The sequence below is a fragment of the Curtobacterium sp. NPDC090223 genome, from assembly GCF_044746585.1.
Classification (GTDB): domain Bacteria; phylum Actinomycetota; class Actinomycetes; order Actinomycetales; family Microbacteriaceae; genus Curtobacterium.
Genome location: NZ_JBIVCN010000008.1, coordinates 17,489 through 41,537, shown reverse-complemented (window position 1 = coordinate 41,537; position 24,049 = coordinate 17,489). Strand labels below are relative to the sequence as shown.

Genomic DNA, 24,049 nt, shown 5'->3' with positions numbered 1-24,049 from the left:
CCCTTCCGTTGCGGCCGAGGCCGACGCGGCCGACGCGGGCCGCTGTACGAGTGAAGTCGTACGGCATTGGTACCGCACCTCGCTGTACGACGCAAGTCGTACTGTGAGGCGAACGGTGGTAGCGTCCCGTCCATGCCCGAGCGCGTGGATGCCCCCGAACGGCTGCCCCAGCCGACGGTGGCCGAGATGGACCTCCCCGTCGTCATGGACGCCCTGTCGGACCCGATCCGCCTGGCGATCCTGCACCGGTACCTCGTCGACGCCGCCGGCGGTGTCCGCTCCTGCGGCTGGGTCGGCATCGACCGGCCGAAGTCGACGCTGACGCACCACTTCCGGGTCCTCCGCGAAGCCGGGCTCCTCGAGCAGCACCAGGAGGGCCTGACGCGGAGCAGTCGCGCCCGGATCGACGACGTGCAGGAGCGCTTCCCCGGGCTCCTCGACCTGGTCTTCGCGTGGCAGGTCCCCGCCGCCCTGATGCGGTCGGACATCGGCCTGTGAGCGCGGACACCCACGTGCTGCCGACGATCACCACCGACCCCGCGGTCACCGACGCGCTCGCCGCGGACCTGACCGCCGCCGGGTTCACCGTCGAGGGCGTCGACGCGCTCTGGGGCGCGGACGCGGCCGCGGCGCTGCACCGCGGCAACCGGACGGCAGCGATCCGAGCGGCGCGCGGCCGCCTGACCGAGGCGCTGCTCCCGCGGTACACGCTGGCCGGGATGTTCGTCCTGGGGTTCGGCATGCCCCTGAGCGACGCCGAGCGGGCGCTGCCGACCGTCGGCGTCGACGCGCTCGTCCGTGCCGGGCTCGTCCGGCTCGAGGACGCGCTCGTCGATCCCCGGGCGCTCGTGGACCAGAGCGACCCGGAGCGCATCGCCCACCTGACCGAGCCGAACGTCGTCCCGATGGTGGACCTGCGTCCGTACGCCTTCGTCGACGACGCCGGCGCCGGCAGCTGGTGGATCGTCTCGGACCTCGGTGAGCTCGCACTCGGCGCCGCGCTCGACGAGGAGCACGTCCTCGGCATCGGCGGCGCCACCACGACGCTGAGCGGCCTGCAGGTCCCCGTGCCCGTCCACCGGGTGCTCGACCTCGGCACCGGATGCGGTATCCAGGCCATGCACGCCCGCCGCTTCGCCGACGAGGTCGTCGCCACCGACATCTCCCGCCGAGCGCTCGACATCGCCCGGTTCAACGCGCAGCTCAACGGCATCGACGGCATCGACTTCCGCCTCGGCTCGCTGTTCGAGCCCGTCGCGGGGGAGCGGTTCGACCGCATCGTCTCGAACCCGCCGTTCGTCATCACGCCCCGCACCGAGGGCGTGCCGTCCTACGAGTACCGGGACGGCGGCATGGTCGGCGACGCCCTCGTCGAGACCGTCCTGCGTGGCCTGGCGGAGCACCTCGAGCCCGGCGGGACCGCGCAGCTCCTCGGCAACTGGGAGTACCACTGGGGCGTCGACGGGCTCGACCGCGTCCGCGCCTGGTTCGAGGGCACCGACCTCGACGCGTGGGTGATCGAGCGCGAGCGGCAGGACCCGAACGCCTACGCCGAGACCTGGATCCGCGACGGCGGGACGAAGCCCGGGACGGCCGCGTTCGACCAGCTGGTCGGAGCGTGGCTCGACGACTTCCTGGCACGCAGGGTCACCGGGGTCGGCTTCGGCTACGTCGTGGTCCGCAGGGCACGGACAGGAGGCCGGGCGCGGCTCCGGCGGTTCGAGCGCGTCCCCGAGACGCTCGGCTCCAACCCCGCCGGGCTCGGTGCCACGGTGGCCCGCGTGCTCGACGCCGCGGAGTGGCTCGCCGCGCACGACGACGAGGCGCTCGTCACCGCGCACCTGCGGACCGCGGGTGACGTCACCGAGGAGCGTTCCTACTGGCCGGGCAACGACGATCCCACTGTGATCACGCTCGTGCAGGGCGGTGGCTTCGGTCGCCGGGTGGACGCGGACACGGCGCTCGCCGCGTTCGTGGGCGCCTGCGACGGGGACCTGTCCGTCGCGGCGATCATCGGCGCGCTGGCGCAGATCACGGGCGTCGACGAGCGGGCCCTCGCGGCGGACCTGCTGCCGGCTGCCCGTGACCTGGTGCTCGACGGGCTGCTCACCCCCGCGTGAGCAGCCCCGTGCCCGCGTCGCTCAGGAGCGGTGGTCGCGCCAGGAGTGCTGCGGGTCGTACCCGAGGAGCTCGCGGGCCTTCTCGCTCGACAGCAGCGAGCTGACGCCGTCGATGTCGCTGCGGCGCTCGATGTCCGGCACGTACCGCTCGACGAGTTCGATCGTCGGGGTTTCCATCACGGTGTCCGGGCTCGCGATGACGAACGCCTCGAAGCCGGTGAGGTCGGCCTCGAGGGCCTTCCGGACCGCCTGCGCGCCGTCGCGCGAGTCGATGTAGGACCACAGGTTGAAGGTCTTCGCCTCAGGGGTGGCGTCCCACGGGTACGACGGGTAGTCGGTCTCGTCCATCACGTTCGAGAACCGCAGCCCGATCATCTTCAGCGTCGGGTCCCAGCGGGTGAAGTGGCGGGCCATCTCCTCCTCCACGGCCTTGCCGAGGGAGTACGAGGACTGCGGGCGGACCGGGAAGTCCTCGTCGACGGGCAGGTAGGGCGGGTGGTGCTCGCCCATGGGGATGCCCAGCAGGGTCTCGCTCGACGCCCAGACCACGTTCGTGATCTTCGCCGCGCGTGCGGCGTGGAAGACGTTGATCGACGCCGTCACGTTGTTCGTGATCAGCGCGACGTCGGGCACCTGCCCCGGAGCCGGGACCGCGGCGAGGTGCACCACCGCGTCGACGTGGTCGTACCGGTCGTCGATGCCGATGAAGGCGTTCAGCACCTGCCCGTAGTCGGCGAGGTCGATGCGCACGAACGGCACGCGTTCGGGCTTGTCGGGGGAGGGGACGCGATCCAGGAGCACCACGTCGTACCCGTGCTCGTCGAGGTCGCGCACCACCGCCCGTCCGAGTTTGCCGCTGCCGCCGGTCACCACTACGCGCGTCATCGCGCCTCCGCTCGTCGTCGAGTCTGTCGGACCGTCGGGTGATGGTCCTACGCGTTCATCCTGCCCGATGCGACCTGGGCGAGCGCGAGCCTGGCGACGAGTTCGACGTGCGCCACCATGTCGCGCGAGGGGTCGAACAGCCACTGGATCTGCATGCCGTCGGAGACCGCGAGGAGCACGCTCGTGAGCTCCTCGGCGTCGACGTCGGTGCGGAGCCGGCCGTCCTCCTGCATGGCGCGGAAGTCGGCGGCCATGTCGCGGCGGGAGTTCTCGTAGCGCTGCCGGAAGTACTCGTGCGCCGGGTGCTCCGGGTCGGTGGCGGCCGCGGCGGACAGGTTGACGAACATCTGCACGAGGCCGGGGACCTCGGTGTTGTGGCGGACGATCGCGGCGAGGAGCTCTGCCGGGTCCGCGGCGTTCCACTCGGTCGCGTTGTCGAGCTCGTCGCGTCGCCGCAGGATCTCCACCCAGAGCTCGTCCTTCGAGTCGAAGTAGTGCAGCAGCCCGGCCTGCGTCAGCCCCACCGCGTCCGCGATGTCCTTGATGCTGGTGCGGCGGAAGCCCTGTCCAGCGACGAGTTCGAGCGCGACCGTCAGGATCTCGTCGCGTTTCGCGATGCCCTTCGCGTATGAACCCCGTCGTGCCATGGCAGGACTGTACCGCCTGGCTGGATCCGACAAAACCTAGCAGTGCTTGGTTTTGGTGATACGTTTGCATGAGCCGCCGACGAAGGCGAGCGAGTCGCCGACGCCGGCGGCGCACCCGATGGAGGTTGCAGTGGCCAACGACGCCCTGACCGTTTCCGACACCCCGACCGCAGTCGCACCCACGCGCGGCCGAGGCAGTTCGCTCATGTACACGCTCGGCATGCCGATCGCGATGCTCGGCCTGTACATCGCCCTGCTCCCACCCGTGCTCGTCGCGATGGCGCTCAAGGTCGCCGAGATCGCACCCGACAACCAGGCGGGCGTGCTCGGCCTGGCACTCGGGGTCGGCGCGTTCGCCGCGATGGTCGCCAACCCGTTGGCCGGTCGCTTCAGCGACCGGACGGCCGGGAGGCTCGGCATGCGTCGTCCGTGGATCATCGGTGGCACCGTGGTCGGCTTCGCGGGCCTCGTGGTCGTCGCGACGACGTCCTCCACGCTGGTGCTGGTGCTCGCGTGGGGCGTCACGCAGATCGCGTACAACGCCACGATCGCGGCGCTCACCGCCGTCATGCCGGACCACGTCACGCGGTCCCAGCGCGGACGGGTCGCCGCGCTGCTCGGGCTCTCGCAGAACCTGGCACTCGTCGGTGGCACGTTCCTGGTGCAGCTCTTCACGACGTCGGCGACGCAGATGATCATCCCGGGGGCGATCGGGTCCGCCGTGGTCGTCCTCTACGCGCTGCTGTTCCGCGACCGGGTGCTCGAGCAGCGCCCGACCTCGCGCCTCGGCATCGGGCAGCTGTTCGGATCGTTCGTGTTCAACCCCGTGAAGCACCCCGACCTCGGTTGGGCCTGGCTCACGCGCTTCATGATGGTCGCCGCGCAGTACACCGCAGTCAGCTACCTGACCTACTTCCTCCGCGACGACATCGGGATCGCGGACGCGCACGTCGCGAACGCCGTGTTCCAGGGCACGCTCTGGAACGTCGTCGGCATCGTCCTGACCTCGCTGATCGCCGGGTGGCTGTCCGACAAGCTCGGCCGCCGCAAGCTCTTCGTCGCGATCGCCGGGATCGTCGGTGTCATCGGCCTGGTGCTCATCGCCATGGCGCCGTCGCTCGGCATGGTCCTGGTCGGCGAGTTCGTGATGGGTGCCGGCATGGGCGTCTTCTACGCCGTCGACCTCGCGCTGATCACGGACGTGCTGCCCTCGGACGAGGACAATGCGAAGGACCTCGGCGTCGTCAACATCGCGCAGGCGCTGCCCCAGTCGATCGTGCCGGCCGCAGCGCCCGGCGTGATCGCGCTGACCGGCGGCTACAGCGGCTTCTTCATCACCGGCGCCGTCGTCGGACTGCTCGGGATCGTCTCGGTCTCGCGCATCCGCGGCGTGCGCTGACCGCCCCTCCCGGCTCCGAACGAAAGGAACGACCATCGTGACCACCGTGAACGACGTGAGCACAGCCTCCAGTCCGTCCCCGGTCGACGACCGCATCGGCGCGCTCGTCGACCAGCTGACCACCGCGGAGAAGGTGCAGCTGCTCACCGGGCGTGACTTCTGGACCACCTGGCCGATCGAGAAGATCGGCCTGCGCCGGATGCTGATGTCGGACGGGCCCTCCGGGGTCCGTGGCGAGGTCTGGGACGAGCGTGACCCGTCGCTCAACCTGCCGTCCGCGACCGCGCTGAGCGCATCGTGGGACCGCGCGATCGCGAAGCGCTACGGCGCGGCCGCAGCCGTCGAGGCCCGTCGCAAGGGCGTCGACGTCGTCCTCGGCCCGACCATCAACCTGCACCGGTCGCCGCTCGGCGGCCGGCACTTCGAGGCGTTCAGCGAGGACCCGGTGCTCACCGGTGACCTGGCGGCGTCGTACGTCGAGGGTGTGCAGGAGAACGGTGTCGCCGCGACGCCGAAGCACTACATCGCGAACGACTACGAGACCGACCGCTTCACTGCGTCGACCGAGGTCTCCGACCGTGCCCTGCGGGAGCTGTACCTGCTCGCGTTCGAGAAGGCCGTCACCGAGGCGCACGCCTGGGCGGTCATGTCCTCCTACAACTCGGTCAACGGCGTCACCGCGTCCGAGAACGAGCTGCTCGAGACGCCGCTGAACTCCGAGTGGGGCTTCGATGGCATCGTCGTGTCCGACTGGACGGGCGTCCGCTCGGTCGACTCCGCGAAGGCGTCGCAGGACGTCGCGATGCCCGGGCCGAACCCGTGGTGGAGCGAGGGGCCGCTGCTCGCCGCGGTCGAGTCCGGCGCGGTCCCGATCGAAGCCGTCGACCGGAAGGTCCGCCGCATCCTGACCCTCGCCGCTCGGGTCGGCGCCCTCTCCGGGTTCAACCCCGTCGCTGCCGAGCCCGTGCTCGTCGAGGACGGCATCGCGTTCGTCCGCGAGGCCGAGGCCGAGGGCACCGTGCTCGTCCGCAACACCGGCGTGCTGCCGCTGGCGCCGACCGCGCCGCGGACGATCGCGGTGATCGGCCACAACGCCGACCAGGCGCGCACGCAGGGCGGTGGCTCGGCGACGGTCGTCCCGTCGCAGGTCGTCTCGCCGCTCGACGGCATCCGCGCCGCGTTCCCCGATGCCACCGTGGACTACGCCATCGGTGCCGTCGTGCAGGAGGGCATCGCGGAGTTCCCGCTGTCCACCATCACGAACCCGGGGACCGGTGAGCCGGGTGCCCGTGTCGCGTTCGTCCAGGACGGGGCCGAGGTCTTCGTAGAGGACCGTCGGGCCACCGCGCTGTTCTGGTTCGGCGGCGACGCCCCGACGCGCACGGCGGACCGGCTCGACATCACCACGACGTACACCGCCCCCACCTCGGGCACGATCCGGATCGGCGTCGGCGCGTCCGGCCGGTCGCGGATGTGGATCGACGGCTCGCTCGTGCTCGACGAGGACGTGGCGGTCGAGGGCGACCAGCTCGGCGCGGCGTTCCTCAACCCGCCGGCGCGTTCGGTGCCGGTCACGGTGACCGAGGGCCAGCAGCTCGCGATCCGGATCGAGCACGACATCGTGCAGGACGAGACGCTCGGCGGGGTGCTCGCGTACCAGTTCGGCACCGAGCCCTCGGACGAGGACCCGTCCGTCCTGATCGAGGCGGCCGTCGCCGCTGCTCGGGACGCCGACGTCGCCGTCGTCGTGGTCGGGACGAACTCGAAGGTGGAGTCCGAGGGCTACGACCGCTCGTCGCTGGCGCTCCCCGGGCACCAGGACGAGCTCGTCGCGGCCGTCGCCGCCGCGAACAAGGACACGATCGTCGTCGTGAACGCCGGGTCGCCGGTGGAGATGCCGTGGCGGGACGACGTCGCCGCGGTGCTCCTCACCTGGTTCGGCGGGCAGGAGTACGGCAACGCGCTCGCCGACGTGCTCACCGGTGCCCGCGAGCCCGGCGGCCGGCTCCCCACGACCTGGCCGGTCGCGATGGCGGACGTGCCCGTGCTCGACGTCACCCCGGTCGACGGCAAGGTGTCGTACGACGAGGGCGTGCACATCGGCTACCGCGCCTGGCTCCGTGCCGGGGTCACGCCGGCGTACCCGTTCGGACACGGCCTCGGCTACACGACCTGGACGATCGACGGGGTCGCGGGCTCGCTCGTGGTCCGCGAGGGCGACGCGGTGATCGTGACCGCGACCGTCGCCAACACCGGTGCGCGTGCCGGCAAGCAGGTCGTGCAGGTCTACGCGTCGCGTGCGACCTCCGCCGTGGACCGCCCGGTGCGCTGGCTCGTGGGCTTCGCGCCCGTGCGGCTCGGCGCCGGGGAGTCCACCGAGGTGTCGATCGAGGTGCCGGCGCGGGCGTTCGCGCACTGGGACGGTGCCTGGGCGTACGAGCCCGGGACGTTCACGCTGCACGTCGGCGCCTCGGTCGTCGATGCGGCCGGGACGGTCGACGTCGAACTCAGCTGAGGCGGATTGATCCGGTTTCCGCGCGCCTGACGCATCCATTCAGTAACATTGATCATGCGTCAGGCGGCTGGTTACCGTCGACGCACGCACCGACGAAGGATCACCGTGAGCGCGACACGGCCTCCTGATCCGGCCGATGGAGCCCCGGTGGTCCTGGTGCGTGACGATGCGCCCCCGCGTTCGCGCGGGGGCGCATCCCTATTTCGACCTCGGAATATCTGCTGACGATAAGTCACGATTTCCTGGAAGCGCGGACATCGCGTTGTGACAAACAACGCGCGAGGTGGAACGATGGGTGCACCATCCCGTACGGATCAGGGACGAGATGGTCATCCGGCGAGGTGCCCCGGGACTCACCACACCGCGGGCCCCGCCGGATGCCCTGGTCGGCGGGCTACTCGCCGAGGTGCGGGGCGACCTGCTCGGCGATCACCGTCAGGATCCGCTCGTGCGACGCCGCGTCGCCGTTCGCCGGCAGGGTGATCACGAGCTCGTCCGTGGCCGCGACGGCCGGGTCCGCGCGGAGCGCGTCCACGATGGCGGCCGGTTCACCGGAGACGACCTTGCTGAAGCGGAACGGCGGGGTGCCGGAGCGCGGGCGGCCCTCGTCGTCCATGCCCGAGGCGTAGCCGGTGAGGAACTCCTCGTGCACGGCCCGGTCGTGGTCGTCGAGGAGCGGGACGACGATGCGGCCGACGGCGACCTTCGGTGTGCGATCCGGGTGGCGTTCCGCGAACCGCTCCCGGTACGCGGCGATCTGTGCTGCCTGGGCCACCGCGAAGGGCTCGCCGGTGTCCTCGGTGTTCAGCGTCGAGCAGTGCAGCAGCAGCCCCTTCTCCGCGGTGCGCACCGCGGTTCCCATGCTGCCGCCGCCCCACCAGACGCGGTCCCGGAGTGCCGGGCTGAGCGGCTGCAGGGTCAGGTCGGCGCCGGCGGGGATGCTCTCGTACCCCTTGCCCGCCGTCCCGAGGGGCTCGCCGTCGAGGACCTCGAGCAGTCGGGCCGCGCGGGCCTCGGCCTCGTCGCGGAAGCTGCGCTCCACGCTGCCGAACACCGGGTCCAGGATCGGCCCGTAGCCGGCGATGCCCGTGCTGATGCCGAGCTGCACCCGGCCGCCGCTGAGGAGGTCGACCGTGCTGGCGTCCTCGGCGAGCCGCACCGGGTCCTCGTAGCGCATCCCGAGGACCGCGGTGCCGAACTCGATCGTGCTGGTGCGCTGGGCCGCGGCGGCGAAGAACGTCATCGGGCTGGTGAGGAACGGTTCGAAGTGCCGGCCGCGCACCCACCCGGTGCCGTAGCCGAGTCGCTCGGCGGTCTCGAAGAGGCGGAGGCCGTCCTCGAGCGCGGCGGCAGCGCCGGCGGGACCGCCGTGGTTCGGGACGAAGGAGAGGAAGCCGAGTTCGCGCACGCGCCGAGTCTATGCGCCCGCATGCAAAGACGTGGTGGTTCCCGCCTGTGGACGGTGGCGGTCTGTCCACGGATGCCCGGCCTCCCGACCGTTGCTCGTCACCATGCTGGGAGGATGGGTCCATGACCGACGTCACCACCCAGCCACCACTCGTCGCCGCGCTGCCGGCGGCCCCCGGCGGTGTCGTCGACCCCGATGCCGTCTACCAGGCCTTCGCCGACTGGGCCGAAGCCGGCGGCCGGCCGCTCTACCCGGCGCAGGACGAAGCGGTCATCGAACTCGTCTCCGGCGCGAACGTGGTCCTCAGCACCCCGACGGGGACGGGCAAGTCCCTGGTCGCTGCCGGTGCCCACTTCGCGGCGCTCGCCGAGGGCAAGCGGAGCTGGTACACGGCACCGATCAAGGCGCTCGTCTCCGAGAAGTTCTTCCAGCTCGTGGACCTCTTCGGCGCGCAGAACGTCGGCATGGTGACAGGGGACTCCAGCGTCAACGCCGACGCTCCGATCGTGTGCTGCACGGCGGAGATCCTCGCGAACCTGGCCCTGCGGCAGGGGGCGGACGCCGACGTCGACGTGGTCGTGATGGACGAGTTCCACTTCTACGGCGACGCCGACCGCGGGTGGGCCTGGCAGGTGCCGCTGCTCGTGCTCGAGCGCGCGCAGTTCCTGCTGATGTCGGCCACCCTCGGGGACGTCACGACCATCGCCGACGACCTCTCCCGGCGCACCGGCCGGCCGACCGCCCGGGTCACGGGGGTCTCACGACCCGTGCCGCTCGAGTACGAGTACGTGATGACCCCCGTGCAGGAGACCGTCGAGCGGCTGCTGGACGAGGGCAAGGCGCCGATCTACATCGTGCACTTCGCCCAGGCCGCCGCACTCGAACGGGCCCAGGCGCTCATGTCCGCGAAGGTCGCCTCCCGCGAGCGCCGTGACCAGATCGCCGAGGCCATCGCCGGGTTCCGCTTCAGCGCGGGGTTCGGCCAGACGCTGTCGCGGCTCATCCGGGCGGGCATCGGTGTGCACCACGCGGGCATGCTGCCGAAGTACCGGCGCCTGGTCGAACAGCTCGCGCAGCGCGGGCTGCTGCCGGTGATCTGCGGGACGGACACGCTCGGCGTCGGCATCAACGTGCCGATCCGGTCGGTGCTGCTCACCGGCCTGACGAAGTTCGACGGCACCAGGATGCGGCAGCTCTCGGCGCGCGAGTTCCACCAGATCGCGGGCCGCGCGGGCCGGGCCGGGTACGACACCGAGGGCGACGTCGTCGCGGAAGCCCCCGAGCACGACATCGAGAACGCGCGGGCCGTGGCCAAGGCCGGCGACGACCCGAAGAAGAAGAACAAGATCAAGCGCAAGAAGGCGCCGGACGGCTTCGTGTCGTGGGGACAGGCGTCGTTCGACCGCCTGATCCAGGCCGAACCCGAGCCGATGGTGTCGCGGATGCGGATCACGCACGCCATGGTGCTGGCCGTCGTCGGGCGCGGCGGGGACGCCTTCGCGGACGTCCGCTCGCTGGTGTTCGACAACCACGAGCCCCGTGCCCGCCAGCTCGCGATGGCCCGACGGGCGCTGACGATCGCCAGGACGCTGATCAACGCCGGTGTCATCGAGAAGGTCGGCGGCACCTACCGGCTGACGGTGGACCTGCAGGCGAACTTCGCCCTCAACCAGCCGCTGTCGCCGTTCGCGCTCGCCGCCTTCGAGCTGCTCGACCCCTCGTCGCCCACGTATGCCCTCGACATGGTGTCCATCGTCGAGGCGACGCTCGACGACCCGCGCGCCATCCTGTCGCAGCAGCAGTTCAAGGAGCGCGGCGAAGCGGTCGCGCGGATGAAGCAAGAGGGCATCGAGTACGAGGAACGCATGGAGCTCCTCGAAGAGGTCACCTGGCCGAAGCCCCTGGACGAACTGCTGACCGCCGCCTACGAGACGTACGCGGCCGAGCAGCCGTGGGTGCTCGACTTCACGCTGTCGCCGAAGGCCGTCGTCCGGGACATGTACGAGCGAGCGATGACGTTCGGCGACTTCGTGCGGTTCTACCAGCTCACCCGCTCCGAGGGGCTCGTGCTGCGGTACCTGTCCGACGCCTACCGGACGATGCGGCAGACCATCACCGAGGACCAGCGCACGCCCGAGCTCGACGACCTGATCGAGTGGCTCGGCGAGCTCGTCCGGCAGGTCGACTCGTCCCTGGTCGACGAATGGGAGGCACTGGTCAACGGCTCGGTGGAAGCGGCCGCTGCCGAGCACGACGAGATCGCTCCGCCGCAGCCCGCGCGACTCACCGGCAACGTGCGAGCGTTCCGGGTGCTCGTGCGGAACGCCCTGTTCCAGCGGGTGCTGCTCGCCGCGCGCGACGACGTCGACGGGCTGGCGGCACTCGACAGCGCCGCCGGGTTCGACGCGGAAGCGTGGGACGCCGTGCTCGAGGAGTACTACGAGTCACACGACGACCTCGGGACGGATGCTGAAGCGCGGTCGATGCAGTACCTGGTGCTGTCCGAGCAGGGCCGGACGTGGCGTGCTCGACAGATCTTCGCCGACCCGTCCGGGGACAAGGACTTCGGGTTCTCGGCGACGATCGACCTCGACGCCTCGGACGAAGCCGGAGAGGCCGTCGTGCGGGTCACCGAGATCGGGCGGTTCGACGGGTGGGCCGAGGTCGACGTCGACTGAACGCGGGAACACGCGGGCATGTGTCCGGGTACGTTCGGTGTGACCCCACGGAAGGAACCACCATGCGCATCGGATCGAGCATCGCCCTGATCGTCATCGGCGCCATCGTCGCCTTCGCCCTGAACATCCAGCTCGCCGGCGTTGATCTCCGGCTGATCGGGTACATCCTGATGGCCGCCGGCGTCGTGCTGCTCATCATCAGCCTCGCCGTCGCGTTCGGCGGACGTCGGACGACCACGACCACCCGTTCCGGCGTGGATCCCGCCTCGGGCGAACAGATCACCCGGCAGGACCGGCGCGACGGCTCGTACTGAACCGTCCGCCCCGGCCCGCCGGCGGTGCTCGGCATCAGCCGATGAGCCTCCGCGCGACCAGACTCTCCGCGGCGGCCGTGATCGCCTCCTTCGGGTCGCGCGGCGTCCAGCCCAGGACCATCCGGGCGCGCTCGTTCGAGGTGCGCTTGGCGTAGCCGAGGTCTGGGACGAACGCCCGGAACTCCGGACGGAACGCCGCAGCCGCGCGGACGGCGGCGTTCGGCATCGAGCGCTTGGGGGCCTTCGCCGCGTCCTCGCCGAGGTGGTCGCGGAGGGTCGTGGCGATCTCGGACATCTCGAGCGCGGGACCGTTCGACAGCAGGAACCGATTGCCCGCAGCGTCCGGGACGTCGATCGCGCTGACGTGCGCGGCAGCGACGTCGCGCACGTCGACGATCGGGATGAACAGGTGCGGGGTCGCCGGCATCGAGCCGTTCAGCATCGACTGCAGGATGTGGTTCGCACCCGAGACGACGCTGCCCATCGCGGGGCCCATCACCGCGACGGGCAACATCGTGACGAGTTCCAGACCGGTGCCGTCGACGAAGTCCCACGCCGCCCGCTCGGCGAGCGTCTTGCTCTTGCCGTAGGCATCGACGCCCGGGCCGTCGAGCACCGTCCAGTCCGCCTCGGTGAACACGTGGTCGGTGTGCGGGTGGCCCCAGCTGACCGCGTGGAACGCCGACGTGAGAACCACACGGCGCACACCGGCGTCCCGCGCGGCGCGGAGCACGCGGGTCGTTCCATCGACCGCGGGGCGGATCACCGTCGCCTCGTCCTCGACGTGTCCGGGCATCACCGGGGACGCCACGTGCAGGACGGTGTCGACGCCGGCCGTGGCCGCGGCCCAGCCGTCGTCGGCGGTGAGGTCGGCCGCGACGAACTCGAGGCGGTCGCCGGCCGTCATGCCGGCGTCGGTCAGGACGGCGCGGACCGCAACTTCCTTGTCGAGGGAACGGATCGTCGTGCGGACGTCGTACCCGGCGTCGAGGAGCTGCAGGATGCAGTGGCCGGCGATGAAGCCGGATCCACCGGTGACGAGGACGCGAGTGCCGGTGCTGGGGTTCGTGGACATGTGTCCCACCCTCGCGCGGCGCGGACGGTCGATCCAGACCGCTCCGCTCCTGGTAGCGGGGCGACCAGGCAGCGACGACGGCATCCGGCCTAGCGTGGGAGCCATGACCGACGCGACCAACCCCCTCGGCGAGTTCCTGCGCGCCAGGCGCGAGCTCGTGACCCCGGAGCAGGCCGGCATCCCGGTGGTCGGGGTTCGCCGGGTCGCCGGGCTCCGTCGCGAGGAGGTCGCGATGCTGTCGGGGATCAGCAGCGAGTACTACCTGCGGCTCGAGCAGGGGCGCTACCGGAACCCGTCGGTGCAGGTGCTCGAGGCGATCGCCCGGGTGCTGCAGCTCGACGACGAGACCACCGCGTACCTGCTGGGGCTCGTCGTGGAGCAGCCCCGTGTCGCACGCCGCCGCCGTCCCGCGCGGGAGACGGTCCCCCCGAGCCTCCGCGCGTTCGTCGACGGCCTCGGCATGCCCGCGTTCATCGAGGGGCGCTACCTCGACGTGCTCGCCGCCAACCGTTTGGCCGCCGCCCTCTCACCCCGGCTGGTCGTCGGGGCGAACCGGCTCCGCGACGTGTTCCTCGACGCGGAGGAGCGGGCGCTGTTCGTCGACTGGGAGGTCGCGACCGAGGGGCTCGTCGCGTCGTTCCGGCAGTCCGTCGGGTCGTCGATCGACGACCCGCGGTGCGTGGAGCTCGTCGGGCAGCTCTCGATCGCGAGTCCGCGGTTCCAGCGGCTCTGGGGTCGGCACGACATCGGTGGGCGGCGTGGGGCGGTGATGCGGTTCGACCACCCCGTGGTGGGTGCGCTGCGGCTGTACCGTGAGAAGCTCGTCGTCGCGGAGGCGCAGCACCTCACCGTGGCGATCTACCACGCCGAGGCGGGCACGAGCAATGCCGAGAAGCTCGCGCTGCTCGCGTCGACGGCTGCTCCGGCCGCTCCCGTCGTTCCGGCCGCTCCCTTCGTTCCGGCCACTCCCGTCGTTCTGGGCCCGAACGACTAGCGACCCGCGGTCCCGCCGGCACGACGGGCGTCCTCCACGTGCACCGCGGCGACGACGACGGCCGCCAGCAACGGGACCAGTGCGAATACTGCCTGCCAGTGCTGCCACCGTGGCGATCCCCAGTAGAGGAGCCCGGTCGTGACGCCGAGGAACGCCGCGGTGACGAGCAGCATCGTCACAGTCGGTGCCCACATGCCCCGGCGCAGGCGTGGGCCGACGCAGAACGTCCAGACGGTCACCACGAGGCTCGCGAACGCGATCGCCGCGGGCACCGCCCACGGGAGCGAGTAGTCCGGCCAGCCGGCGGCTGCACGGAGTGTGGCGAGGCGGTCGTCAGGGAGGACGACGCCCGCTGATGCGGCGCGGATCGGCGCGATGACCGCGATCGTGAACAGGAGGACCACCGATGTCAGCGCGATGGTCCCGGCGGCCATCCGCAGGTGGAAGAACCACCGGAGTCCGCGCGGGTCGAGGCCTTCCTCGACCCGCGCGGCCGATCGTTCCGCACGACGGATCAACGGACTCGAGAACACGGCGCGACGATCAGCGACGGACGAGGGCGTCGACGGAGCGCTGGTAGACCGCGAGCACCTCGCGCATGACGTCGTTCGTGGCGGCGGTGTGGAGCTCGACGAGGCCACCATCGCGGATCTCCGGCCGGAACCAGTCGAGGTCGCCCGCACGGATGAGCTTCTGCCCGATCCCGGTTCGGGGCACCCCGAACTCGAACTCCGTCCAACGACCCTGCTGCCACGCTCGGCCGACACTCCAGCTCGCCGGGTCGGGCGCAGGGGGGATCGACGCCCCCGCGGCGATCCGGGCATCGACGACGTCGCGCGCGTAGGAGCTCGGACCGTCGCCGTGCTCGAACGTCCAGGTCGGGCCGATGCCCATCCACGAGATGAGGAGACCGAGCGCGAACGACTCGGTGGTCAGCGCGAGCGAGACTCGCTGATCGGTCGGCAGCTCGGTCGAGAGCAGCTGCGGTCCAGCCGCGATCACCGCCCGGTCGCGGGACAGCCAGCACGACCACTTGCTCGTGACGCCGCCGCTCCGCGCCTCCGCGCCGAGGGCGATCACCGTGTCCGCCCGGACGTCGAGGTACTCCTGCGCTGCCGCGCTCGGGGCGCCCGCGTCCGTGATTAGCTCAGCGGTCCGCAACTCCTCGAATGCGCCTGCCGAGGGCCGGACGCGGAAGAAGCGACCCTTCCGTGCCTTCCACAGGGCTTCCCAACCGTCCTGGGAGATGCGGACACCGCCGGTCGGGTACGGCTGCTCCGCAGCGACCCGTGCGAGCGACTCGCGGGGCAGCCCCTGGCGCTCAGCGGCCGACTGGTCGATCGCGACCTCCGTCATGCTGGCTCCTTCACTTCCATGCCGCCGGCGATCATGTCGAACTGGTCCTCGACGACGAACCGGTCGCGGATCGACGCGCTCATCGTCAGGTCGATCGCGTGTTGCCCGGTCGCGATGACGTACCGCGTCACCGAGACGCACACACCATCGGTCTCGTACAGCGACTCGACGACGCGTCCTTCGCCCGACGGGAGGAACCACGGTTGGTCCGCGACCACGTGGGACCAGGTGGGCAGTGCGAGTGCCTCGCTGACCGCGCGGGCACCGAGGACGTGGATCGGCTCGGCGCTCGGTCGGACCGAGAGGACCCCGTTCGGTCGGAAGAGCCGGGAGTCGTCCTCCGGCGCCGCGATCGCCAGGACCTGCCCGCGCGCGTCGACCTCGTGCCAGGCATCGGGGACGAGGAGGTCGACGAGCGGCGTGCCCACCCTGCGCCATCCTGGAACCGTCATCCCGACCTGTCCTCCTGTTTCGTCAGCCGTCGCGCTGCTGCTTGCCGTCGGGCTGCTGTCCGCTGTCGCGCTCACCAGTGGAACACCTTGTCCAGGAAGTGCTCGGCACCCTGGCCCATCTTCTCGCCGATGTTGCTCCCGATCAGACCCCCGGCGAGTCCGCCGACGAGGCCGCCCACCACCGTACCGGCACCGGGGAAGAGCATCGTGCCGATCGCGGCACCCATCTCCGCGCCGGCGATGCCCCCGGCGATCCCACCGGCAGCCGACACCCCGCCGGTCACCACGGCGTGCTCGGCAGCCTTCGCGTTCCGGTGCCCCTCGGTCCACTCAGGGTGCTTCGTCGCACTCTCGTTGTACGACTCGGCGTACGCGCCGCCGATCGTCGCGACGGTACCCACGACGCCGAGCGCCTTACCGCCGTACCGCATCGCCTTCGAGACCCCCTCGAGGTCGCTCGCGCCGGCGACGTGCCGCGCGGGCGTGGGCTCGTCGGGGACCGATCCGGGGAGCCGCTGTCCACGTCCGACGCCGCCCTGAGCGTTCGCTGCGGCGCTGGCGGCGATGTGCGTCCCACCCGCTGTGGCGATCCCGCGCATCTGGAGCTCGCCGATGAGCGCGTCCTTCAGGTCGTCGTAGTTCGACATCAGCCCACCCGCGACACCGAGTGCGCCGCCGGGCCCCCATGTCTTGTTGAGGGCTGCCGCCGCGTCGCCGAGCTCGTGCTGCGTGTACCGCGCGAGCGACCGCAGCGCCGCGGCGCAGTCGCCGTCGGCCGCCACGACGTCCGCGTTGAAGCCGCTGATCCGGTCGAGCAGGCCGGTGGCCGTCCGGCTGTTGCCGCTGAGGTCGGCGTCGGGATCGGCTGCTGCCGTCGAGGCCGCGTCGTTCGCCGTCCCGATGTCCTGCACGAGCGACGCGCGCCGGGTCGCGAGGGTCGCCAGGGTCTGCGCGTACGTCTGGAGCGCGCTCCGAGCGCTCGCTGCGTCCTGTGCGATGACCTCCGTCGCCTGGCGCGGGCCGTGCATGGCGTCGTGCACGTGCATGGACTCCGTGGTCTCGTACACGCCAGGTGCCTGCAGGCGGTCCCAGGTGGAGTCGAGGGTGTCCATCGCGCTCGACAACGCCGCGCCGATGCCGTCGAAGGACGACGCTGCCGCTTCGATCGCCGCAGCGTCCGGCAGCGTCGCGATCCCGGCGGTCGAGACGGTCGGTACGGCGGTCACTGCGGTTTCCTCGCCCAGGTTGACGCCATGTGCTCGTCCCCCTGTTCGTACGCGTCGATCGCTTCCGAAACAGCCGTGATGTTCGTGTTCACGCGGGCGCGGGTCGCGGCGATCTCCGCCTCGAACAGTTCGGAACCCAGCGAGAGGAGCGCAGCCTGCGTGTTCGGTCCGGCGGCGCCGTGCGCCTGCTCGATGCTCTGCGCGGCGGCTTGCATCGCCTTCCGCATCCCGTCCTGGGCGTCGGCCGACGCCTGCACCAGCACGTCCCGCGCCACCCCGGGAGCGATGCGCCATCCATCCATCGAGTTCCGTCCCCTCGTCCGAACTCAGCGATTGCTTCGTGCAACATGCTGGCCCGGATCACGGACATCCGCAAACGCAGCGGTCGGAACCGACCCGGCAGGTCAGAACAGGGTGGCGGGCGGCGTCGCCTCGGGCAGCGGCGCTGGCTCGGTCACCTCGACGCCGGGCCAGCCCGGGCCGTGGGGGACCTCGGTGTGGTTCTGGTACGCGGTCGCAGCACCGCGGGCGCGGACGTCAGCGGCTTCGTTCATCTCGTGGCCGACGTGGCCGCGGACCCACTCGAAGGTGACCTTGCGGCCCTGCAGTTCCTCGTCGAGCTCCTTGATGATCTCGACGTTCATCACTGGCTTGCCGTCGGCCTTCCGCCAGCCCTTCCGCTTCCACCCCGCGAGCCATTCGGTGCAGGCCTTGATGGCGTACTGGCTGTCGCAGAGGATGTGCAGCGGCTCGCCGGTGTCCTTCGTGGCACGGAGCAGCTGCAGCACGGCGGTGAGCTCCCCCTGGTTGTTCGTGGCGTTCGGCCAACCGCCCGCCGCCCAACGGTCGTCGTCGACGTACCAGGCCCAGCCGGCGGGGCCGGGGTTGCCGAGGGCGGAGCCGTCTGCTGCTGCGACGATCGTCACGTGGTGCCTCCTTCAGGTGCGGCGAGTGCCCGACAACGGTAGCGGAGTCGGCGGAGTGACCCCGCGTCCGAGCGCACAGTGGTGCGTCTGGGGCCTCGGTGCGAAGGTGCGCAGGCGCCGCGGCCTACCGTCACGGCCATGAGCAACGACATCGCGGGACCCGGGTCCTCGGACGACCGAGACCGGAACGACGCACTGCGCGACGCAGCGCACGGCGACGACGTGTCCGGCGCGAGCGCGCGGCAGCAGCGGGCAGCGGACACGTCCTACAGCCCGTCGAGCGAGCGGGAGAGCGTCGCGTCGCAGACCGAGCAGCGCGACGACGATGACCTGCGCGCGGACGGCATCGACCCGTCGAAGATCACTGCCGCGCCGGGGACGGGCGGCGCCGACGATGCGGGCGACGTCGAACCCGCGCCGGAGGACCTCAACCTGCCGTGGCAGTCCGAGGACGACCGCCGGGGCTAGGACACCGAGTCGGGGTGCGACCCGGTCCGCTGGCCGGACTCGAGTCCGGCGATGGCGGTGAGGTCGTCCGTGGTCAGCTCGAACTCGTCGACGTCGATGTTCGACGCGATCCGTGACGGCGTGACCGACTTCGGCAGGACCACGACGCCCTGTTGCACGTTCCACCGCACGAGCACCTGCGCCACGCTGACCCCGTGGGCGTCCGCGATCCCCGTGAGCACCGGTTCGTCCACGAGCCGCCCACGCCCGAGCGGCGACCAGGCTTCCGTCACGATGCCGTGCCGGTCGTGGAAGTCGATGAGCTCGCGCTGGGGGAGCCACGGGTGCCGTTCGACCTGGTTCACCGCGGGGACCTGCCCCGTCTCGGCGATGATCCGCTCGAGGTGCGGCACCTGGAAGTTCGAGACCCCGACACTGCGTGCCCGGCCGGACTCCTGCAGCTCGACCAGGGTGCGCCAGGTCTCGACGTAGCGGTCGTTCGCCGCCGCCGGCCAGTGGATCAGGTAGAGGTCCACGGCGTCGAGCCCGAGTCGGCCGAGGCTGGAGTCGAACGCCCGCAGGGTCGCGTCGCGCCCGTGGTTGCTGTTCCACACCTTCGTGGTCACGAAGACGTCGTCCCGGTCGAGTCCGGAGGCCCGGATCGCCTTCCCGACGCCGGTCTCGTTGCCGTACATCTCGGCGGTGTCGACGTGGCGGTAGCCGACGTCGAGCGCGGTCCCGACGGCCGTCTCGGCTTCGGCGTCGTCGACCTTGTACACGCCGAACCCGACGGCGGGGACGGAACGACCGTCGCGGAGGGGGATGGAGGTGACCATGCACACCATCCTGCCGGTCGTGGCGGCGGCGAGCCGGGCCTCCAGTCCGATCTGTGGAAACCGCACCTGCGCTCCCCGCCCTGTGAAGGGCACGTTCTGTCCCATCGCGGGCGCGATGGAAAGTCGAATCGCGCGTAGGTGGGCGGAAGTTCCGACCCCCTACGCGCGAAACGACCACCCCCGCGCGGGGCGACCACCTACGCGTGGAAGGACCACCTGCGCGCGGAACGACCACCTACGCGCGAAACGACTACCTACGCGCGGAACGACTTCCTGCGCGCGGAAGGACCACCTGCGCGCGGAACGGACCCGCTACGTGGGGATGTTCACCGGCTCGGTGTCGGGGATGGGGCTCGCGTCGCGACCGCGCAGGTCGGGGAGCCAGCGCTTCGCGACCAGCGGGAGCAGCACGCCGACGAAGGCGGCGGCCGCGCCGACGGCCATGCCGCCCGTCGCACCGTGCATGTCGATGAGGAAGCCGGCCACCGCGGAGCCGAGCGCCGCACCGATGAGCTGCCCCGTACCCATCCAGCCGTAGGCCTCTGCCGTGTCGGAGAACTTCACCGTGGCGGAGACCGACCCGAACATCACCGCGAGGGCCGGCGCGATCCCGCCACCCGCGATGAGCAGGGCGAAGGACAGCCACCAGAAGCCGGTGCCGAACGTCGCGAGGCCCAGGCCGATGAAGACGATGAGCATCCGCGTCCACAGGGTGCTCGGGGAGATCGGGCGGTGGCCGAAGGCGAGGCCGCCGACCAGCGAACCGATCGCGAAGATCGCCAGGACGATGCCGGCGTTCGGGCTGCCCTCGCCGAAGGCGCTGGTGACGCCGGCCTCCACCGCGGCGCACGCACCGATCAGCAGCATGCCGGTGAGGGTCGCGACGACCACGGACGGACGCCGCAGCACGACACCGAACGCGCGCTTGGAGCGGGGGATGCGGACGCGGCCGAGCTCGGGGGAGGCGATGAACCAGACGCCGCCGATGACCAGGAACGCCATCGCCAGGACGATCGCCTCGACCGTGCCGATCTGCGTCGCGACGAACGTCGTGATCACCGGGCCGGCGACCCAGATGAGCTCTTGTGCGCTGGCGTCGAGGGAGAAGAGGGGTGTCAGCTGCGTCGACGTCACCATCTTCGGGTAGATGGTGCGGACCGCCGGCTGGACGGGCGGGACCGCCAGGCCGCCGAGGAACCCGACCACCACGTACGCCCACAGGGGCATCGTCGCGAACGCGATCACGCCCATGCTCACGAGCGCGATCAGGCTGGTCAGGACCAGGACGGGACGCATCCCCCAGCTGCCCATCCAGCGGCTGGTGAGCGGGCCGGCGATGGCCTGCCCGACGCTGGTGGTGGCGAGCACGAGACCCGCCGAACCGTAGGAGTGGAAGACGTGCTCGACGTGCAGCAGGTACGCCAGCGAGAGCATCCCGAAGGGGAACCTCGCGGTGAGCTGCGCCGCGATCACACGACCCACGCCGGGGGTCTTCAGGAGGTTGCCGTACGCGCTCACGCTCCGAGTGTACGGAAGACCCGCGACACGCCGAACGCCGAATCACACACCCTGTGGATCGAGCTCTCCACGGGTGTGGAGGGATGTCGGTGGTGGGGTGCAGAGTGGCGGAAAACCGGGCCTCTCGGAGGCCGATCGGGAGTGTTCACAGTGTGGACAGCGTTGTGGAGAACTACAGGGCTGTAACACTTCCTCTTGTGGTCGCTTCCGGTGTCGGCCACTAGATGTAGTATCGACAGGCCGGATCACACTCGCCCATCGCGAGGGCCGGAAGGCTTCAGCAGCAGCACGAAACGCACCACCAACAGCACCACCTGACCAAGGGGAGAACATGGCCGTCACCGTCTACACCAAGCCGTCCTGTGTCCAGTGCACCGCGACGTACCGGGCGCTCGACAACAAGGGGATCCAGTACGAGGTCCACGACGTCTCCACCGACGAAGCCGCGCTCGAGCACGTCAAGAGCCTCGGCTACCTGCAGGCCCCCGTCGTCGTGACGGACGACGACCACTGGTCGGGCTTCCGCCCCGACAAGATCGCGACGCTCAGCGCCGAACTCGCGTAGTCGCGTCCCGTCCGTCGGGTGGTGACCCGAACTCGATCAGGAGGCTCGACTCACCACCCACGGACACCTCCGGTCCGTCAGTCCGCACCTCGGCGAAGGAGCGCACCATGAGCCGACTCGTCTACTTCTCGAGCGTGTCCGGGTACACCGCACGTTTCGTCGAGAAGCTCGGTCGCGACGCGGACCGGATCCCGCTCTACCCGAGCGAACCGTTCCTGCACGCGGACGAACCGTACGTCCTCGTCCTGCCCACCTACGGGGGCGGGAACGGCGAGGGAGCGGTCCCCAAGCAGGTCATCAAGTTCCTCAACGACGAACGCAACCGGTCACTGATCCGGGGCGTCATCGTGGGCGGGAACACGAACTTCGGTGAGGCCTACGGCCTCGCGGGTGACGTGGTCGCACAGAAGTGCCACGTGCCCGTGCTCTACCGCTTCGAACTCTTCGGAACGCCTGACGATGTGTCGGCGGTCAACTCAGGATTGGATGCATTTTGGACGCAGCAGTTGCAGACGTCGATCTGACGTCGCCGACGACGGGGATGGACTACCACTCCCTCAACGCGATGCTCAACCTCTACGACGCGGACGGCAACATCCAGTTCGACAAGGACCGTGAAGCCGCCAAGCAGTTCTTCCTGCAGCACGTCAACCAGAACACCGTCTTCTTCCACAACCTGAAGGAGCGGCTCGACTACCTGGTGGAGAACGAGTACTACGAGCAGGCGACCATCGACCTGTACTCGCTCGACTTCATCCAGCGTCTCAACGACCTGGCGTACTCGAAGAAGTTCCGGTTCCAGACCTTCCTCGGCGCGTTCAAGTACTACACCTCGTACACGCTCAAGACGTTCGACGGCAAGCGGTACCTCGAGCGCTTCGAGGACCGCGTCGTGATGACCGCCCTCGGCCTTGCCCAGGGCAACGAGCAACTCGCGATCGACCTGGTCGAAGAGATCATCGCCGGCCGCTTCCAGCCCGCTACCCCGACCTTCCTCAACACCGCGAAGGCACAGCGCGGCGAACTCGTCTCCTGCTTCCTCCTGCGCATCGAGGACAACATGGAGTCGATCTCGCGCGGGATCAACTCCTCGCTGCAGCTCTCGAAGCGCGGCGGCGGCGTGGCCCTGCTGCTCTCCAACATCCGTGAGGCCGGCGCCCCGATCAAGCAGATCGAGAACCAGTCCTCGGGCATCATCCCCGTGATGAAGCTGCTGGAAGACTCCTTCTCGTACGCCAACCAGCTCGGTGCCCGTCAGGGTGCCGGTGCCGTGTACCTGTCGGCGCACCACCCGGACATCATGCGGTTCCTCGACACCAAGCGCGAGAACGCCGACGAGAAGATCCGCATCAAGACGCTGTCCCTCGGCGTCGTCGTGCCGGACATCACGTTCGAGCTCGCGAAGAACAACGAGGACATGTACCTCTTCTCGCCGTACGACGTCGAGAAGGTCTACGGTGTCCCGTTCGGTGACGTCCCGATCTCCGAGAACTACCGCGCCATGGTCGACGACTCGCGCATCAAGAAGACGAAGATCAAGGCGCGCGACTTCTTCCAGACCATCGCGGAGATCCAGTTCGAGTCGGGCTACCCGTACATCGTGTTCGAGGACACGGTGAACAAGGCCAACCCGATCAAGGGCCGGATCAACATGTCCAACCTGTGCTCGGAGATCCTGCAGGTCAACACCCCGACCACCTTCAACGAGGACCTCTCGTACAAGGAGATCGGCAAGGACATCTCCTGCAACCTCGGCTCGCTGAACATCGCGCTCACCATGGACTCGCCGGACTTCGGCAAGACCATCGAGACGGCGATCCGCGGCCTGACCTCGGTCTCGCAGATGTCGCACATCAACTCGGTGCGTTCCGTCGAGGACGGCAACGACAAGTCGCACGCCATCGGCCTCGGCCAGATGAACCTGCACGGTTACCTGGCTCGTGAGCACGTGTACTACGGCTCCGAAGAGGGCATCGACTTCACGAACATCTACTTCTACACGGTGCTGTTCCACGCCCTGCGTGCTTCGAACAAGATCGCCATCGAGACGGGGGAGACCTTCGACGGCTTCCGCGACTCGAAGTACGCGTCGGGTGAGTTCTTCGACAAGTACACCGACGCCGCATGGGAGCCGGCGACCACTCGTGTCGCAGCGCTCTTCGCCGACTCCGACATCGCCATCCCGACGCAGGCCGACTGGGCCGAGCTGAAGGCGTCGATCCAGGAGCACGGCATCTACAACCAGAACCTGCAGGCCGTCCCGCCGACCGGTTCGATCTCGTACATCAACCACTCCACCTCGTCGATCCACCCGATCGCGTCGAAGATCGAGATCCGCAAGGAAGGCAAGCTCGGTCGCGTCTACTACCCGGCGCCGTTCATGACGAACGAGAACCTGGACTACTACCAGGACGCGTACGAGATCGGCCCGGAGAAGATCATCGACACGTACGCCGCGGCGACGCAGCACGTGGACCAGGGCCTGTCCCTGACGCTGTTCTTCAAGGACACCGCCACCACGCGCGACATCAACAAGGCGCAGATCTACGCATGGCGCAAGGGCATCAAGACGATCTACTACATCCGTCTGCGCCAGCTCGCCCTCGAGGGCACCGAGGTCGAGGGCTGCGTTTCGTGCATGCTGTGACGCCTCCGGCGTCGTGCATGCTGCGTCGTCTCAGCCGCTGA

23 protein-coding genes are annotated in these 24,049 nt (G+C 70.0%); 11 read left to right on the top strand and 12 right to left on the bottom strand.

All coding sequences use genetic code 11. The annotated features are described in order from the left end of the window. Positions 1 to 132 precede the first annotated feature (132 nt). Positions 133 to 498, top strand: coding sequence for an ArsR/SmtB family transcription factor (locus ACIPJY_RS17725; protein WP_400467436.1), 366 nt, complete (start codon positions 133 to 135; stop codon positions 496 to 498). Next, positions 495 to 2,120, top strand: coding sequence for a methyltransferase (locus ACIPJY_RS17720; protein ID WP_400467438.1), 1,626 nt, complete (start codon positions 495 to 497; stop codon positions 2,118 to 2,120). The genes ACIPJY_RS17725 and ACIPJY_RS17720 overlap by 4 nt, the downstream gene beginning before the upstream one ends. Before the next feature lie 21 nt (positions 2,121 to 2,141). On the opposite strand, the gene ACIPJY_RS17715 is transcribed toward ACIPJY_RS17720, so the two are convergent. Together ACIPJY_RS17715 and ACIPJY_RS17710 are read right to left on the bottom strand one after the other, a co-directional pair. Then, on the bottom strand, positions 2,142 to 3,005 hold the full coding sequence (locus ACIPJY_RS17715; RefSeq protein ID WP_400467440.1) for an NAD-dependent epimerase/dehydratase family protein: 864 nt from the start codon (positions 3,003 to 3,005) through the stop codon (positions 2,142 to 2,144). A 47-nt stretch (positions 3,006 to 3,052) separates the two neighbouring features. Continuing rightward, positions 3,053 to 3,652 (bottom strand): TetR/AcrR family transcriptional regulator, encoded by a 600-nt coding sequence (locus ACIPJY_RS17710; protein WP_400467442.1) that lies wholly within the window; start codon positions 3,650 to 3,652, stop codon positions 3,053 to 3,055. A gap of 130 nt (positions 3,653 to 3,782) precedes the next feature. Here ACIPJY_RS17710 and ACIPJY_RS17705 point away from each other — a divergent pair, with 130 nt between their 5' ends. Together ACIPJY_RS17705 and ACIPJY_RS17700 are read left to right on the top strand one after the other, a co-directional pair. Continuing rightward, positions 3,783 to 5,051, top strand: a complete 1,269-nt coding sequence (locus ACIPJY_RS17705; protein ID WP_400467444.1) for an MFS transporter — start codon at positions 3,783 to 3,785, stop codon at positions 5,049 to 5,051. A gap of 37 nt (positions 5,052 to 5,088) precedes the next feature. Beyond that, positions 5,089 to 7,566 carry a beta-glucosidase gene (locus tag ACIPJY_RS17700; protein ID WP_400467446.1) on the top strand — a complete coding sequence of 826 codons (2,478 nt, stop codon included), beginning with the start codon at positions 5,089 to 5,091 and terminating at the stop codon, positions 7,564 to 7,566. 394 nt (positions 7,567 to 7,960) lie between these two features. On the opposite strand, the gene ACIPJY_RS17695 is transcribed toward ACIPJY_RS17700, so the two are convergent. Next, positions 7,961 to 8,974 carry an LLM class flavin-dependent oxidoreductase gene (locus ACIPJY_RS17695; RefSeq protein ID WP_400467448.1) on the bottom strand — a complete coding sequence of 338 codons (1,014 nt, stop codon included), beginning with the start codon at positions 8,972 to 8,974 and terminating at the stop codon, positions 7,961 to 7,963. Positions 8,975 to 9,096: 122 nt separating this feature from the next. On the opposite strand from ACIPJY_RS17695, the gene ACIPJY_RS17690 reads away from it, so the two are divergent. Together ACIPJY_RS17690 and ACIPJY_RS17685 are read left to right on the top strand one after the other, a co-directional pair. Further along, positions 9,097 to 11,652, top strand: coding sequence for a DEAD/DEAH box helicase (locus ACIPJY_RS17690; protein ID WP_400467450.1), 2,556 nt, complete (start codon positions 9,097 to 9,099; stop codon positions 11,650 to 11,652). A gap of 62 nt (positions 11,653 to 11,714) precedes the next feature. Beyond that, a complete protein-coding gene (locus ACIPJY_RS17685) occupies positions 11,715 to 11,966 on the top strand; it encodes a DUF6458 family protein (RefSeq protein ID WP_400467452.1) in 252 nt (83 codons plus the stop codon). A 34-nt stretch (positions 11,967 to 12,000) separates the two neighbouring features. Here the strand turns inward: ACIPJY_RS17685 and ACIPJY_RS17680 are convergent, their stop codons facing one another. Then, a complete protein-coding gene (locus tag ACIPJY_RS17680; protein ID WP_400467454.1) occupies positions 12,001 to 13,041 on the bottom strand; it encodes an SDR family oxidoreductase in 1,041 nt (346 codons plus the stop codon). A 103-nt stretch (positions 13,042 to 13,144) separates the two neighbouring features. Between ACIPJY_RS17680 and ACIPJY_RS17675 the strand changes: the two genes are divergently transcribed. After that, entirely contained in the window at positions 13,145 to 14,035 is an 891-nt protein-coding gene (locus tag ACIPJY_RS17675) for a helix-turn-helix domain-containing protein (RefSeq protein WP_400467456.1), read from the top strand. Here ACIPJY_RS17675 and ACIPJY_RS17670 read toward each other — a convergent pair. From ACIPJY_RS17670 to ACIPJY_RS17645, 6 genes are all read right to left on the bottom strand, one after another. Then, positions 14,032 to 14,568, bottom strand: a complete 537-nt coding sequence (locus ACIPJY_RS17670; RefSeq protein ID WP_400468247.1) for a hypothetical protein — start codon at positions 14,566 to 14,568, stop codon at positions 14,032 to 14,034. The genes ACIPJY_RS17675 and ACIPJY_RS17670 overlap by 4 nt on opposite strands. Before the next feature lie 10 nt (positions 14,569 to 14,578). Beyond that, positions 14,579 to 15,391 (bottom strand): hypothetical protein, encoded by an 813-nt coding sequence (locus ACIPJY_RS17665; RefSeq protein ID WP_400467460.1) that lies wholly within the window; start codon positions 15,389 to 15,391, stop codon positions 14,579 to 14,581. Then, positions 15,388 to 15,843 (bottom strand): hypothetical protein, encoded by a 456-nt coding sequence (locus ACIPJY_RS17660; protein WP_400467462.1) that lies wholly within the window; start codon positions 15,841 to 15,843, stop codon positions 15,388 to 15,390. The genes ACIPJY_RS17665 and ACIPJY_RS17660 overlap by 4 nt, the downstream gene beginning before the upstream one ends. 71 nt (positions 15,844 to 15,914) lie before the next feature. Continuing rightward, positions 15,915 to 17,069, bottom strand: coding sequence for a hypothetical protein (locus ACIPJY_RS17655; protein ID WP_400467464.1), 1,155 nt, complete (start codon positions 17,067 to 17,069; stop codon positions 15,915 to 15,917). Further along, positions 17,066 to 17,371 carry a DUF6507 family protein gene (locus tag ACIPJY_RS17650; protein WP_400467466.1) on the bottom strand — a complete coding sequence of 102 codons (306 nt, stop codon included), beginning with the start codon at positions 17,369 to 17,371 and terminating at the stop codon, positions 17,066 to 17,068. The genes ACIPJY_RS17655 and ACIPJY_RS17650 overlap by 4 nt, the downstream gene beginning before the upstream one ends. Before the next feature lie 102 nt (positions 17,372 to 17,473). Next, on the bottom strand, positions 17,474 to 17,995 hold the full coding sequence (locus ACIPJY_RS17645; RefSeq protein WP_400467468.1) for a ribonuclease H: 522 nt from the start codon (positions 17,993 to 17,995) through the stop codon (positions 17,474 to 17,476). A gap of 138 nt (positions 17,996 to 18,133) precedes the next feature. On the opposite strand from ACIPJY_RS17645, the gene ACIPJY_RS17640 reads away from it, so the two are divergent. Beyond that, positions 18,134 to 18,463, top strand: a complete 330-nt coding sequence (locus tag ACIPJY_RS17640) for a hypothetical protein (protein ID WP_400467470.1) — start codon at positions 18,134 to 18,136, stop codon at positions 18,461 to 18,463. Here ACIPJY_RS17640 and ACIPJY_RS17635 read toward each other — a convergent pair. Both ACIPJY_RS17635 and ACIPJY_RS17630 read right to left on the bottom strand, forming a co-directional pair. After that, entirely contained in the window at positions 18,460 to 19,278 is an 819-nt protein-coding gene (locus ACIPJY_RS17635; protein ID WP_400467472.1) for an aldo/keto reductase, read from the bottom strand. The two genes, ACIPJY_RS17640 and ACIPJY_RS17635, sit on opposite strands and share 4 nt — an antisense overlap. A gap of 312 nt (positions 19,279 to 19,590) precedes the next feature. Further along, the gene (locus tag ACIPJY_RS17630; RefSeq protein ID WP_400467474.1) at positions 19,591 to 20,796 is read right to left on the bottom strand and encodes an MFS transporter; all 1,206 of its coding nucleotides are present in this window, start codon (positions 20,794 to 20,796) and stop codon (positions 19,591 to 19,593) included. 331 nt (positions 20,797 to 21,127) lie between these two features. On the opposite strand from ACIPJY_RS17630, the gene nrdH reads away from it, so the two are divergent. From nrdH to nrdE, 3 genes are all read left to right on the top strand, one after another. After that, entirely contained in the window at positions 21,128 to 21,361 is a 234-nt protein-coding gene (nrdH, locus tag ACIPJY_RS17625; protein ID WP_022904483.1) for a glutaredoxin-like protein NrdH, read from the top strand. Between the two features lie 107 nt (positions 21,362 to 21,468). After that, positions 21,469 to 21,885 (top strand): class Ib ribonucleoside-diphosphate reductase assembly flavoprotein NrdI, encoded by a 417-nt coding sequence (gene nrdI, locus ACIPJY_RS17620; protein ID WP_400467476.1) that lies wholly within the window; start codon positions 21,469 to 21,471, stop codon positions 21,883 to 21,885. A gap of 17 nt (positions 21,886 to 21,902) precedes the next feature. After that, complete coding sequence (nrdE, locus tag ACIPJY_RS17615) at positions 21,903 to 24,008, top strand: class 1b ribonucleoside-diphosphate reductase subunit alpha (protein ID WP_400467478.1); 2,106 nt, start codon at positions 21,903 to 21,905, stop codon at positions 24,006 to 24,008. Positions 24,009 to 24,049 lie beyond the last annotated feature (41 nt).